The sequence below is a fragment of the Glycomyces sp. NPDC049804 genome (assembly GCF_040674615.1).
Lineage (GTDB): Bacteria > Actinomycetota > Actinomycetes > Mycobacteriales > Micromonosporaceae > Glycomyces > Glycomyces niveus.
Genome location: NZ_JBFAMQ010000001.1, coordinates 519,468 through 532,051 on the forward strand (window position 1 = coordinate 519,468; position 12,584 = coordinate 532,051).

The window sequence follows — 12,584 nt, forward strand, 5'->3', positions numbered from 1 at the left end:
GCTGGGTCCAGAGGGGATTCCGACGGTTGCATCGAGGGATGCATATCTCTGGACTACTGGGCAGCACACTACGCAGCGTTGACTTAGTTTGTCAACCAACGAAATTAAGTCGGCCCTGGTTCGGCGCGAGGGGAACTCAAGGTCGCTGAGATGGAGGCGACTCGAGGCGGCGCGTGAGCCCACCCGCAGGGGAGGACTTTGTTGCACAGGTGAATCAACTGTGGGGCTCCCAGTTGGGGAGCCGCGCAAGGGAGGCGCCGATCCGAAGACCGGCGCCCCCTCGGCTCGCGAACCGTTAGCGAAGGCTCCAGCTCTGGTTGGAGGTGCCGCTGCAGGCCCAGAGGATGATCGGGGTGCCGTTGGCGGTCGCCGCGCCCGTCGCGTCCAGGCAGAGTCCGTTGTGGACGTTGATGACGGTGCCGTTCGAGTTCACGTTCCAGCGCTGGTTCGCGCCGCCCGTGCAGTCCCATATGACGGCCTTGGTGCCGTTGGCCGTGCCCCAGCCGGACGCTTCGAGGCACTTGCCGTTGACCTTCAGCTCACCGGCCGAGGTGCGGGTGAAGGACTGGTTGGCGCCGCCGTTGCAGTCCCACAGCACCGCTTGCGTCCCGTTCGTCGTCGAGCCTCCCGGGTTGTCCAGGCAGCGGCCGGAGGCGGCGCCCACGATCGCGTTCGTGTTCGACGCCTGGCCGGTCAGGCCGAAGAAGCGCAGCGTCTCGAGCTCGCGCACGGGCAGGCCGTGGTCGACGCCCGCCATGCTGATCGCCTCGACCGGGGCCTGGCCGCCGGTGCCGCCGTAGCGGGTGCGGGTCCAGTTCGGCTCCGGCGTGTCGGTGTAGTCGGCGGTCTGGTCGGTGCCGTTGACGTTCGTCCACTGGTCGATCTGCTCTTGGAAGTTCGGGTACCGGAGCACGTCGTCCTCGGTGCCGAACCAGACCTGCATGCGAGGCCACGGGCCGTTGTATCCGGGGTTGGCGCTCCGGACCGCGTCGCCCCACTGCTGCGGGGTGCGGTTGATCAGGCCCTGCGCGCAATCGGAGTTCCACTCCGAGCCGTTGGTGGTCGCGAAGCAGGTGAACGGGACGCCGGCGTACGTCGAACCGGCCTTGAAGACCTCGGGGTGGGCGCCGAGCAGGACGTTGGTCATCATCGCGCCCGAGGAGACGCCGGTGGCGAAGACGCGGTTGCGGTCGGCGCCGTAGTTGGCGACCACATAGTCCACCATGGACTTGATGCTCGCCGAGTCGCCGCCCGAGCCGTCGAGCGAGGCCTGCGAGGCGACGTCGAAGCACTTGCTGGAGCGGGTGACCGACGGGTAGACGACGATGAAGCCGTACTGCTCCGAGAGCTCGTTGTACTGCGTGCCGTTGTAGAAGTCGAGCGCCGATCCGGTGCACCAGTGGTTGGCCACCACGATCGCCGGGTTCGCGGCGACGTTGTCGGGCCGGTACACGTACATCTGGAGGTTGCCGGGGTTGTTCCCGAAGTTCGTGATCTGCGTGAGCTGGGCGGCCTGTGCCGCCTTGGGTGCCATGAACACCGCGACCGCGGAGGCCAGCGCGAGGGCGATCGCGAAGACCGCCGCCGCGCGGCGGCGCCATGGGAGGAGCGTGGACAAGTGCGTGTTCCTTCCTCGTGGAGAGGGCGCCGGGCCGTCCGCGTCTCGCGGCGGCGCCGGCGAGTCGGATGCCGACATGGACGATGCCGGGGCGCTGATGTCGGGCCGTATCATAAATCGAGAAATGTCGATTTTTGAACTGCCGTGAGTACGGTACGCAGCCATCGCTTCGTTTGTCAAATGATGGAACTAAGTAGTCGACGGATTGAGGCGGGGCGTCGGGCACGCGAGAGAGCCCCGGCCTGGAAGGCCGGGGCTCTCTGCAAGGAGGTGGGACTATTTGCCGTTCCACCACCAGAGCTGGGTCATCCGCTCGTCGTAGTACTGGACGATGTAGCCGCCGGCGACGGCGTGGTCGCCCTCTTCCACCCAGTTGAAGTTGCAGTGGACCCAGGTTCCGGCGCCCTCGGCGTTGGCGCACCAGCGGTGGGCGACGCCGTTGTCGGAGTACACGATGGCCGCCGCGCCGTAGCCGTCGGCCTGGCCGTCCCTGACGTAGACGTGGTCGCCGCTGTAGTCGACGCAGACCTGGGTGCTGTGGTACGTGCTGCTCGTGGTCATGCACTCGCCCTGCGGGAGGCCGACGCGCTCGCCGTACGCGCAGATCACGCGTTCGAGCTCGCAGTCGGCGTAGTAGTTGGCCTCAGCCATGGCCGCCGAGGGCAGGGCGAACACCGCGATCGCGGCGGCCGCCAGGAGCATCGAGAGGCGATAGGCGGCGCGGTTCATCCTGCGCCCCAACCGGTCGGAGAAGCGTTTCAAGACATGGTCCTTTCAGGTCATTCGCAGGATGCGGCGGCGGCGAACGTCTGCAGCTCGGACTGCGCGGCGGCGTCCGGGCTCGCGGACTCCAGGACGGCGACGAGCGCGTCGGCGCCCTCACCGGCCAAGAGTTCCTCGACGCCCTCGTCGGCGTGGAAGTCGGTGGCGGCCGCGAAGGCCTCGGCGTCCTGCACGGTCCCCTCGGACTCGCCGTTGCCGAGCGTGCCGTCGTCGAAGGGGATCTCCGATCCCTCGCCGAGGCTGCGCCACTGGGCCGGGAGGTGGTCGCCGGGGGAACAGACGGCCTCCTCCCAGCGGATCGCCATCACGTACCGGTGGCCCACCTCGACACGGGGGAAGTCGGCCAGCGCCATCTCGACGGCGTCGTCGGGGTCGCCCCCGTCGAAGTGCCAGCCGAGGGCCGAGTAGTCCCACGTCTCGGGGGCCGCCTGCGGGGCGCCCTCCCGCGACCACAGGACGTCCTGGACCTCCAGCGAGACGACGCGGCCGATGATGCCCTCGCCGCGATCGAGCTCGCTCTCGGACGGCGGGACGGTCTCCTCGGCGACGGCTTCGACGACGAGGACGTGGTCGGCGTAGGTGACCCAGTCGGTCGCCGTCACGCTCGGAAGGTGGTCGCTGCCGTGGGCCAGCAGCACATCGGGTTCGACGGCGGCCCGGCCGTCGACCGCGGGCGCGGCGAGCGCCGCGACGGCGATGCCGGTGACGGAGGCGGAAGCGACGATGCCGGCCGCCGCTGCGATACGGGTGCGGGTGCGCATGGGGTCCTCCTCAGTAGGTCGCGTTGATGTTGTCGACGTTGTTGTCCTGCAGGACCTCGTCGGCGCTGACCGGGGTCTCCATGCACCCGAGCCGCTCGTCCCGGTTGCTCAGCTGCGGGCGACCCCTGGTTGCCGTGCACGAGGCCCACGGCGTGACCGGTCTCGTGGCAGGTGAGGCCCTGCACGTAGTTGCCGCCGCCGAGGATGCGGATGTACTGCTGGTCGCAGCGCAGGTCGCTGGCGGCGTTGTTGCAGAAGGTGACGCCGTCGGAGCCCGAGGGGACGCCGATGCCGCTCTCCTCGTAGACGATGTCGGTCTCGGAGCTGCCCGAGAACTCGGGCGTCGTGTCGAGGGTGACCGTGAAGTCCGTGGGGGCGGCGATGTCCGACATGACGTCGATGACGACCCGGCGGTCCTCGGCCTCCAGCTCGTTGGTCCCCGCACTGTCCATGTAGTACGTGAGCTGGGCGTTGTCGGTCTGGCAGGAGATGTTGCCGTCGGGGCCGCTCTCGCTGTAGCAGCCCAGGTTCGCGTACGGGGTGGGGTACATGTTGTCGGTGATCGCCGCCCAAGCGGCGCCGGCCGTGACCGCGACGACCGTGAACGCGACGGAGGACAGGACGATCGTCCTGGCGCTCAACCGCTTCACAGAGATGCTCGGCATGGAGGTGCCTTCCCTTCCGGCCGGTCGAAGGAGGGAACCGGCCTCCGTCAGCGTAGGTACCGGCCGGTACAAGCCCTGCATACGAAGCGCATACGCGCCACGCCCACGCAGGCGGACGCCCTGCTCACGGAGGGTGTCGGCCACAGTGTTCTGTGCTGTTCGGAATCGGGAGCTGTTAACCTGTGCGCCATGCGCTTCCGGGTGCTGGGACCGCTTCAGGCGGAGTCGGAGGGGCGCCTGCTGCGGCTCGGCGGCCCGCGCCAGCGCGCGGTCCTGGCGGCGCTCCTCGCCAGCCCGAACCGGACCGTCAGCCGCTCCCGCCTGATCGAACTGGCCTGGGACGAGCCGACCCCGTCCGCCGAACCCAATCTGCGCAGCTACGTCTCGAAACTGCGGAACCTGCTGGGCGACACCGCCGACGGTTCGCCGCGGATCCGGTACGACCAGGGCTTCCTCATCCACGTCGAACCCGGCGAGCTCGACCTGTGGGACTTCGAACGGCACGTCGAGCTCTCCCGCCGAGCCCGCGACGAGGACCGCACCGCCGACGCCGCCGCGTCACTGGAGCGGGCGCTGGCACTCGTGCGCGGCGAGCCGTTCCAGGACGTCGTCGCCGGCGTTCGCTTCGACGGGCTGCGGACGGCACTGCAGGAACGCCTCGACCAGGCCGCCGAGCAGCACATCGACCTCAAGATGGACCTCGGAGCGCACGCCGCGCTCATCGGCGAGCTGCGCACGCTCCTCGCGCAGCAGCCGCTGCGGGAACACCTCGCCGCCCAGCTCATGCTCGCGCTCGCGCGGTCCGGACGGCGCGGCGAGGCCCTCGCGGTCTACCGCGGCACGCGTGAACTCCTCGTCGAGGCACTGGGCGCCGAACCCGACCGCGAACTCCAGGAGGTCCACCACCGGATCCTCAACGGCCGCATCGGGTCCGACGAGCCGCGCCCCACGCCCGCGCCGACTGCCGCGCCGGTCGACCTGCTGCCGTTCGGGCTGCGCGTCTTCAGCGGCAGGGACCGGGAGCTGAAGCTCCTCGACACGATCGCGGACCCCGCTGCGCCGGCCCGGATCGCGGTCGTCTCCGGGAGCGCCGGCATGGGAAAGACCGCGGTCGCCGTCCACTGGGCGCATCGGGCCGCCGACGAATTTCCCGACGGGCGGTTGTACGCCGACCTGCGGGGCTTCGGACCCGTTGAGACCCCGGCGGACCCGGGGGAGGTGCTGCGGACGTTCCTCGAGGCGCTGGGCGATGCACCGCCGAGCCTGCCGGTCGGCACCGAAGCGCGGGCGGCGCGCTACCGGAGGCTGCTGGCGGACCGGCGGATCCTCATCGTCCTGGACAACGCCAGGGACCCCGCGCAGGTGCGGCCGCTGCTGCCCGGCGCGCCCGACTGCGCGGTCGTGGTCACCAGCCGCAACCGCCTCACCGGCCTGATCGCCTCGACCGCGGCGCTGGTCGTGCCGCTCGAGGCCATGGACGGGTCGCAGGCGCGCACGCTCCTCGCCGGCCGGCTCGGGACCGAACGGCTCGCCTCCGATCCCCTTGCAGTGCAACGCATCGCAGACGCCTGCAACGGCCTGCCGCTCGCGCTGTCGCTCGTGGCGGCGAACGCGGCCTCCCGGCCCGGCGACCCGCTCGCGGTCCTCGCCGACGAACTCGGCAGCGCCGGGACGCTGCTCGACGGTCTCGGCGCGGCCGACCCCGCGACCGACCCCAGGACCCTCCTGCACTGGTCCTACCGGCAGCTGAGCCCCGAGGCGGCGCGGCTGCTCCGGCTCCTGGCCGTCCACCCCGGACCCGACTGCTCCGCGCTCGCCGCCGCGAGCGCCGCCCGCAGCGGCCTTCCCGCGATCCGGGCGGCGCTGGCCGAACTTGTCGAGGCCAGCCTCCTCCTGCACACGCCCGACCACCGGTACGGACTCCACGACCTGGTGCGCGCCTTCGCGATCGAGCTCGCCGCGCAGGCGCCCGACGAACGCGACGCGGCGGCGCGGGGCGTACTCGACCACTACCTGCACACCGCGTTCGCCTGCGATCGGCTGCTCGACCCGTCCCGCGAGCCGATCAGCCTGCCCCCCACCGAGATCGCACCCGAGGTCATCGCGGACGGCGACGCCGCGATGCGCTGGTTCGCCGCCGAAGGGCCCGTCCTGCTCGCCGCCGTCGAGCACGCCGCCGCGCTCGGCTTCGACGTCCACGCTTGGCAGCTCGCGTGGACGCTCCTCAACTACCTCAACCGGCAGGGCCGCTGGCCGGAGATCGCGGTCCTCAGCGAGCGGGCCCTCGCCGCGGCCACCCGGCTCGGCGACACCGCCGCGCAGGCCCGCGCGCTCCGCGACCTCGGACAGACCTGCACCCGGTTGGGGCGCTTCCCCGAGGCGCACGCCCACCTCGACCGCGCACTCGCCTCGTGCGAGAGCAGCGGCGACCAGCGCGGCCAGGCACACGTCCACCACCTCCGCGGCCGCCTCCTGCGACGCCAGGGCCGCCTCCCCGAAGCGCTCGACGCCACCCGGCGCGCCCTCGCCCTGTTCCGGTCCTCCGGGGACCGGATGGGCCAGGCCCGCACCCTCCAGGCGATCGGCTACCACCACCTCGTCGCCGGCGAGTACGCCGCCGCGCTTCCCCACTGCGAGCAGGCCGTCGAGCTCTTCCGCGCCCTCGGCGACCCCGTCAGCGAGAACGCGGTCCGGGACGACATCGCCACCGTCCACCACCACCTCGGTGACCATGCGCGAGCCGTCGCCGAGTACGAGCACGCCCTCGCCCGCTTCCGCGAACTCGGCTTCCGTCCCGGCGAAGCCGAAGTCCTCATCCACTTGGGAGAGACCCACCACGCCGCCGGCGCCCCCCGCGAAGCCCGCCGGGCCTGGGAAGCGGCCCTCGCCGTGTGCGAAGACCTGGCCCACCCCGCGACCGAAAGCCTCCGGGCCCGCCTCGAGGGACGGGCCCGGTTACCGCGACTTCCGCAACTCGATTGCCCCGTCACCCGACCTATGAGAGCATCCCGCCCATGACACCAGTCCTCAAGACCGAACGCCTGCTCCTCGAACCGTATGCGACCGCGGACGAAGCGGACTTCGTCGCCCTCTTCCAGGACACCCGCGTCTCGCAGTGGATGGGCGACGGCCCCCAGTCCGAGGAGGAGGACCGGGCGCTGTTCGGCCGCATCTTCACGAAGGTCTACGCGGTCGACGAGTTCGACGTCTGGGCCGTGCGCGAGAACGGCGTCTTCGTCGGCCACGCCGAGATCAAACCCACCGAGGAGTCCGGCGGGCACGAGCTCATCTACGCGCTCGCCCACCACGCGTGGGGCCGCGGCCTCGGCACCGAACTCGCGCAAGCGATCATCGACTACGGCTTCGACGTGCTGGGCCTCGACCGAGTCCACGCCACCGTCGCCGACCCCAACACCGCCTCGCTCGCGGTCATGAAGCGGCTCGGCTTCGAGCACGTCCGCGACATCGCCGAGGACGACGGCACGACCACTAGAGTCCTGACCTTCGAACGCCCGACCGCGTAAGCCTGCCGCCCCCATGCACTATGACGCCCGCCGGCGGTTCCGCATCTGATCGACCGCGATCGCCGCGCATAACCGCGTCCGCGGCGGGGTAGGCCTCCTCCCACTGCATTCAGCACGAGGGGGAGCGCTATGAAGGCCGTGGTGTGGCATGGAATCGGAGACATCAGGCTCGACCAGGTGCCGGATCCGAAGATCCAGGAACCGACCGACGCGATCATTCGGATCACCCGCAGCGCGATCTGCGGCACGGACCTGCACATGGTGCGCGGAACGGTCCCGGACATGGCCGAAGGCACCGTTCTCGGACACGAGGCCGTCGGCGTGGTCGAGGAGACCGGACCCGCCGTGCGCGGTTTCAGCCCCGGCGACCGCGTCGTGGTGACCTCCACCATCGGGTGCGGCACCTGCTCCTACTGCCGGGCCGGCTACTACGCGCAATGCGACACCGCCAATCCGAACGGCCCCGCTGCCGGCACCTGCTTCTTCGGCGGCCCGAAGTCCACCGGACCGGTCGACGGCCTGCAGGCCGAGTACGCGCGCGTGCCGTACGCGGCGACGAGCCTGGTCCGCATCCCGGACGCGGTGAGCGACGACCAGGCGATCCTTCTCTCGGACATGTTCCCCACCGCATGGTTCGGGGCGGAACTCGCCGAAGTGGGACCGGGCGACAGCGTCCTGGTACTGGGCGCGGGGGCGGTGGGCCAGTTCGCCGTCGCCGCGGCGAAGCGGCAAGGCGCCGGACGCGTGCTCGTCGTCGACGGCATCGCCTCCAGGCTCGACAAAGCGCGCGAGCAGAACGCCGAGACGATCGATTTCAACGAGGAGGACCCGGTCGCGGCGGCCAAGGAACTCACCGGCGGGATCGGCGTCGACCGCGTCATCGAAGCGGTCGGCGTGGACGCCGAGCGACCGAGGTCCGGTCCTGCCGCCGAGACGACCGCAGCGGACGCTGAACGGTTCGAACGGGAGAGGGCCGCCGCCGCACCGGAAGGCGATCCCGGTGGAGCGCAGTGGATCCCCGGCGACGCGCCGAGCCTCGCCCTGCAATGGGCCGTCGACGCCGCGGCCAAGGCCGGAAGCATCGGCGTCGTCGGGGTCTATCCGGCGGGCTTCCGAAGCTTCCCGATCGGTGCGGCCATGAACAAGAACCTCACCGTCAAGATGGGCAACTGCAACCACCGCCGTTACCTGCCCGGACTCCTCGACCTCGTGCTCGAAGGCACGGTCGACCCGACCGCGTTCATCACCCGGCACGAGCCGCCCATTGACGCCGTCGCGGCGTATCAGACCTTCGACCGCCGCGAAGACGGCTGGCTGAAGACGGTCCTCGACGTCGCCTGAAGACCGCCTTCAGCGTCTGCCCGAGAAGTCGCCTCGGGCGTGGATCATCCGGTCAGCCGTTGAGCCGCTTCGCCAGCAGCGCCTTGCCTTCCTCGGCGCCCTTGCGGCTCGCCGCCTGGGCGCGTTGGAAGAACGCCGCCAACTCGTCGTCGCCCGCGCGCTCGGCGTCCTCGATGTACGTCTCCAGCCGCAGGGCGTTGCTCAAGCACGCCTCCACGAACCAGATGATGTTGTAGTCCTTGTCGGGTGTGCCGGTGATACGGCCGGTGTCGCCACTCGTCATGGAATCCCCCTCGCGTCGTCGAAGTCGCTTTCGCCCGGGGAGTACCCGCGAGGGCCGCCTCGACACGTCAAGGCCGGCGAACCGGCCCGCACCGACTCCTCGCGTCCGGCGCCGCAGAGCGGCGGGTTGGTTTCATGTCGAGACGTAGTCGCCGCATGGAAGCGGGGCGGGCCCGCTGTCGCGGACCCGCCCCGGCATTCACCGCTACTGGACGTCGACCCAGTACGAGTTGGTGTCGAGCTGGCCGCTGCCCACGAAGACCTCGGTGCCCGCCTGGATGCTCGTCAGGTACTTGCTGTTGCTCAGCCACTGCCGGTTGTAGACCAGGTCGTTGACGAAGTCGCGCAGGTTGAGGCTCACCGAGGTGGTGTTCGAAGTCCGCACGAACGAGTAGACGTTCCAGCCGTTCCCGTTCCCCGCGTTGATCCAGCCGCGGTAGAGGTCCCAGTTGGCGCCGCCGATGTTGACCGTCGTCTGGTACGTGCCCGCCGGGCCCGCCCCGCCGGACCGGTAGGGCCAGATCATGATCTCATCGGTCGGGGTGCTCGAAGAGTCGGGATTCGACTGCGTGTGCAGCCACAGGTCGTAGGCGACGTTCATCGTGCCCGACCCGCTCACCGAGTAGTTCCAGGTGGTCGGGATGCTTCGGTTGTCCCAGATCCGCACCGGCAGTTCGGTGCCCGGACGCTGCCATCCCCAGTGCCAGCCGAGGACGACGCTGCTGTAGCTCTTGACGGCGTTCGACTGCCCGCTCCAGTTCCAGTTCGTGCCCCAACCGATCGTGTCCCCTGACTGCCATGAGTCCCAGGAGCACTGCCAACCGGAACCGGAGCCGGCGCCCCAGAGGTTGTTGGTGACGTAGTACTTGCCCATGGCGACGGTGCCGCCCGAGGCGCAGGTCGAGGCGGCTTGCGCCGGCGAGGCCGCGACCAGCGTCGAAGCCAGGGCGATGCAGAACGCGGCGACGGCGCCTGTGAGCAGGCGCGTGAGGGAGACGCTCATCCTTGAGGACATCTCGACTCCTCCTAAAAGGTTGGGGGCACCGGTCTCGAGTCCGTTTGCACGATCCTGAGCCGGTTTGAGGCGTTCATGATGACCCAGGAGATTGTTACATGTCAATACATAGTCGGTGACGTCGCCGTCTCAACGACCGCGACGACCAACGACGACCGCAAGTGGGACCAGCAGTCCACCCAGTACCAGCCGAACTACGGCGATCTGGACGAGCACGGCCGCGCCACCGGCATCAGCATCACCTTCAACAACGACGTCCGCGAGGCCACCAAGCACGACACCGCGCCCACCAGCCGTCAGGGCGTCCCGCCCGACAACGACCCGAACTGGCACCAGAAGGGCCACCTCCCCGGTGCCCAGTTCGGCGGCTCCAACAACGACGCGCGCAACTTCGTCCCGTTGTACAACAGCGTCAACTCGCCGACGATGCGGCGCGTCGAGAACCAGCTCGCCGCGTACCTGCGGGCGCATCCGAACGAGGACGTGACCTACTCGGTCACCCCGAACTACCCGCCGGGTTCCAGCGGCGGCATCCCCGACAGCGTCACGATCGAGTTCCACGACTCCAACGGGAACCCGATTCCGCTGGAGCACCCGAAGGGCACCACCGGCCACCCGGTTACCATTTAGAACACGCCGCCGGCGGGCTACACGCCGCCCCCGGCCGGCTCGGGCAACGGTCCCTAGGAAGTCGGGCGAATGAGCGATGCAGACGAGATCCGCAGCCTGATCGGCGCGGGAACCCGTCAGGGCCCGCCCATCGACTGGGAGGCCCCGAACCGCGCCCTCGGCGTCACGATCCCGGCCGACTTCCGGGAGCTGGTGGACGCCATCGGCCCGGGCAGGATCGGCCACGACACGCTGCTCCTGGCGCCGTTCGCCACCCCGGTCTACCTCGACCAGGTCGGACGCCACTTCCAGCGGGCCGAAGAGCTGGAGATGATCTGGGAGGACGAACTCGAGTTCGTCCCCGACGAGCTGACCAAGCCCGAGGTCTTCAACGAGCCCGGGGTCAGGCCGGTACTGTGGGCCGCTTCCAGCCTGGGCTTCAATCTCTACTGGACCGTGCGCGAAGGGACCGACCCCGCCTCCTGGCAGATCGCCGTCGATCCGGCGCGAAGCGGCACCTGGGAATTCCTCCCCGGGCCCGCGACGAGCGCCCTGCTCAAGCTCCTGCGCGGCGAGTTGCCCACCCGGTACCTCTTCAGCCTCCAGGACGCCGAGCAGCACTACTTCACACCCGCCGAATAGCCCGGCCCGAACGCCGCCCCGGCGTTCCTGACCGCCGGGTACTCGTGCCAAGTGACACCGCCCCCCTGGTCCCTCTCCGAACGGAAGCGTCACCGGTGATGCTGACTCCGGCTGGGTGTCCTCGCGGATGTCATGCCATGCAGGCCAAGGGTGCCCGTCGAGTTTTCAATGGATCGACGAGGCCACTTGCGACCGCCTGTGCCAGTCCCCAACCGGTCATCAGCGGCCCTCACGTTGCAGGCGTTCCGCGCGGCGCTGAGGTGCGGTCTACTCTGGAGTGAGTCGCTACTACGCCCCGGGAGCCCTCCATGCGAGCCGTGATCCAGGAACGGTACGGAACCGCCGCCGATCTGCGCGTCGGGGAGCTCCCCGATCCGGTGCCGGCCGATGGCGAGGTGCTGGTCAGAATCAAGGCGGTGTCGCTCAACGGGTTGGACCGGGAGAACCTGGCGGGGAGTCCGGCGTACTCGCGCATCGGCGGGCTCCGGCGGCCGCGGCACCCGGTGCCGGGCTCGGACATAGCCGGGGTCGTGGCGGCGGTCGGGGCAGGGGTGAGCGAGTTCCAGCCCGGCGATGAGGTGTTCGGGGAGCTCGCGGGGTACCGCGGAGGCCTCGCGGAGTACGTGGCCACGCCGCCGAAACTGCTGTCGCGCAAGCCGTCCGGGCTGTCGTTCGTGGAGGCGGCGGCGATCCCGCAGGCGGGGTGCATCGCCTACAGGGCGACCCGCGGGGTGCGGCCCGGCGACAAGGTCCTGGTGAACGGCGCGGGCGGGGCGGGCGGCGCGTTCGTGGTCGCGCTGGCGAAGCACTGCGGCGCGGAGGTGACGGCGGTCGACTCGGCGGCGAAGGGGCGCTACCTGCTCGGTATCGGGGCCGACGCGGTGATCGGCTATGAGTCGGAGGACTGGGCCGACCGCCGGGACTCCTATGACCTGGTGATCGACCTGGTGGCACACCGCCCGCCGCACCGCGTGCATCGGGCGCTGCGCCGGCGCGGATCGTATGTGATGGTCGGCGGGCACGCCCGGATCCTGCTGGCGACGCTCCTGGCGGGCGCGCCGATCGGCTGGGCGGTGCGCAAGCGCGTGCGGGTGCTCGCAGTGCCGCAGTCCCGCGAGGACCTGGAAGCGGTCACGGCACTGGTCGTCGAGGGATCGGCGGCGCCGGTGATCGACCGGGTGTTCCCGCTGGAGGAGGCGCCGGCGGCGTTCGCGAAGCTCGCGGCCGGCGAACATCGGGGAAAGTTCGTCATCGAGGTCGCCTAGCGCGCTTGACGCCGGATCGGCCTGCCGGCTTGCCGAGGCGGCTGAGCCGGCGTGCGGGGGGGGGGGGGGGGGGGGAGCC

12 protein-coding genes are annotated in these 12,584 nt (G+C 70.3%); 6 read left to right on the forward strand and 6 right to left on the reverse strand.

Features of this window, described 5'->3' with window-relative positions:
* Positions 1–295: 295 nt before the first annotated feature.
* The 4 genes from AB0K52_RS02390 to AB0K52_RS02405 form a co-directional block, all read right to left on the reverse strand.
* Positions 296–1,534: a PHB depolymerase family esterase gene (locus AB0K52_RS02390; RefSeq protein WP_363525072.1), complete on the reverse strand. Its 1,239-nt coding sequence runs from the start codon at positions 1,532–1,534 to the stop codon at positions 296–298.
* Positions 1,535–1,894: 360 nt separating this feature from the next.
* The gene (locus AB0K52_RS02395; RefSeq protein ID WP_363524964.1) at positions 1,895–2,380 is read right to left on the reverse strand and encodes a hypothetical protein; all 486 of its coding nucleotides are present in this window, start codon (positions 2,378–2,380) and stop codon (positions 1,895–1,897) included.
* 17 nt (positions 2,381–2,397) lie between these two features.
* On the reverse strand, positions 2,398–3,003 hold the full coding sequence (locus AB0K52_RS02400) for a hypothetical protein (RefSeq protein WP_363524966.1): 606 nt from the start codon (positions 3,001–3,003) through the stop codon (positions 2,398–2,400).
* Entirely contained in the window at positions 3,000–3,827 is an 828-nt protein-coding gene (locus AB0K52_RS02405; protein ID WP_363524969.1) for a hypothetical protein, read from the reverse strand. Before AB0K52_RS02405 ends, AB0K52_RS02400 begins: the two co-directional genes overlap by 4 nt.
* 189 nt (positions 3,828–4,016) lie before the next feature.
* Here AB0K52_RS02405 and AB0K52_RS02410 point away from each other — a divergent pair, with 189 nt between their 5' ends.
* From AB0K52_RS02410 to AB0K52_RS02420, 3 genes are all read left to right on the forward strand, one after another.
* Positions 4,017–6,845, forward strand: a complete 2,829-nt coding sequence (locus tag AB0K52_RS02410; RefSeq protein ID WP_363524972.1) for a BTAD domain-containing putative transcriptional regulator — start codon at positions 4,017–4,019, stop codon at positions 6,843–6,845.
* Positions 6,842–7,351: a GNAT family N-acetyltransferase gene (locus tag AB0K52_RS02415; protein WP_363524974.1), complete on the forward strand. Its 510-nt coding sequence runs from the start codon at positions 6,842–6,844 to the stop codon at positions 7,349–7,351. Before AB0K52_RS02410 ends, AB0K52_RS02415 begins: the two co-directional genes overlap by 4 nt.
* Before the next feature lie 129 nt (positions 7,352–7,480).
* Positions 7,481–8,692: a zinc-dependent alcohol dehydrogenase gene (locus AB0K52_RS02420; RefSeq protein ID WP_363524977.1), complete on the forward strand. Its 1,212-nt coding sequence runs from the start codon at positions 7,481–7,483 to the stop codon at positions 8,690–8,692.
* Between the two features lie 52 nt (positions 8,693–8,744).
* On the opposite strand, the gene AB0K52_RS02425 is transcribed toward AB0K52_RS02420, so the two are convergent.
* Entirely contained in the window at positions 8,745–8,975 is a 231-nt protein-coding gene (locus AB0K52_RS02425) for a hypothetical protein (RefSeq protein WP_363524980.1), read from the reverse strand.
* Between the two features lie 204 nt (positions 8,976–9,179).
* Positions 9,180–9,989, reverse strand: coding sequence for an endo-1,4-beta-glucanase (locus tag AB0K52_RS02430; RefSeq protein ID WP_363524983.1), 810 nt, complete (start codon positions 9,987–9,989; stop codon positions 9,180–9,182).
* Between the two features lie 78 nt (positions 9,990–10,067).
* On the opposite strand from AB0K52_RS02430, the gene AB0K52_RS02435 reads away from it, so the two are divergent.
* From AB0K52_RS02435 to AB0K52_RS02445, 3 genes are all read left to right on the forward strand, one after another.
* On the forward strand, positions 10,068–10,619 hold the full coding sequence (locus tag AB0K52_RS02435) for a DNA/RNA non-specific endonuclease (protein ID WP_363524986.1): 552 nt from the start codon (positions 10,068–10,070) through the stop codon (positions 10,617–10,619).
* Positions 10,620–10,688: 69 nt separating this feature from the next.
* Positions 10,689–11,240 carry a hypothetical protein gene (locus AB0K52_RS02440; protein WP_363524989.1) on the forward strand — a complete coding sequence of 184 codons (552 nt, stop codon included), beginning with the start codon at positions 10,689–10,691 and terminating at the stop codon, positions 11,238–11,240.
* Between the two features lie 308 nt (positions 11,241–11,548).
* Entirely contained in the window at positions 11,549–12,505 is a 957-nt protein-coding gene (locus tag AB0K52_RS02445) for an NAD(P)-dependent alcohol dehydrogenase (protein ID WP_363524991.1), read from the forward strand.
* The last annotated feature ends 79 nt before the right edge of the window (positions 12,506–12,584 follow it).

What these genes read in the sequence shown, in the direction of transcription:
- AB0K52_RS02435 (WP_363524986.1), top strand. Translation starts at nt 10,068, where the DNA reads ATGACCCAGGAGATTGTTACATGTCAATACATAGTCGGTGACGTCGCC.
- AB0K52_RS02440 (WP_363524989.1), top strand. Translation starts at nt 10,689, where the DNA reads ATGAGCGATGCAGACGAGATCCGCAGCCTGATCGGCGCGGGAACCCGT.
- AB0K52_RS02445 (WP_363524991.1), top strand. Translation starts at nt 11,549, where the DNA reads ATGCGAGCCGTGATCCAGGAACGGTACGGAACCGCCGCCGATCTGCGC.
- AB0K52_RS02405 (WP_363524969.1), bottom strand. Translation starts at nt 3,827, where the DNA reads ATGCCGAGCATCTCTGTGAAGCGGTTGAGCGCCAGGACGATCGTCCTG.
- AB0K52_RS02420 (WP_363524977.1), top strand. Translation starts at nt 7,481, where the DNA reads ATGAAGGCCGTGGTGTGGCATGGAATCGGAGACATCAGGCTCGACCAG.
- AB0K52_RS02415 (WP_363524974.1), top strand. Translation starts at nt 6,842, where the DNA reads ATGACACCAGTCCTCAAGACCGAACGCCTGCTCCTCGAACCGTATGCG.
- AB0K52_RS02410 (WP_363524972.1), top strand. Translation starts at nt 4,017, where the DNA reads ATGCGCTTCCGGGTGCTGGGACCGCTTCAGGCGGAGTCGGAGGGGCGC.
- AB0K52_RS02390 (WP_363525072.1), bottom strand. Translation starts at nt 1,534, where the DNA reads ATGGCACCCAAGGCGGCACAGGCCGCCCAGCTCACGCAGATCACGAAC.
- AB0K52_RS02430 (WP_363524983.1), bottom strand. Translation starts at nt 9,989, where the DNA reads ATGTCCTCAAGGATGAGCGTCTCCCTCACGCGCCTGCTCACAGGCGCC.
- AB0K52_RS02425 (WP_363524980.1), bottom strand. Translation starts at nt 8,975, where the DNA reads ATGACGAGTGGCGACACCGGCCGTATCACCGGCACACCCGACAAGGAC.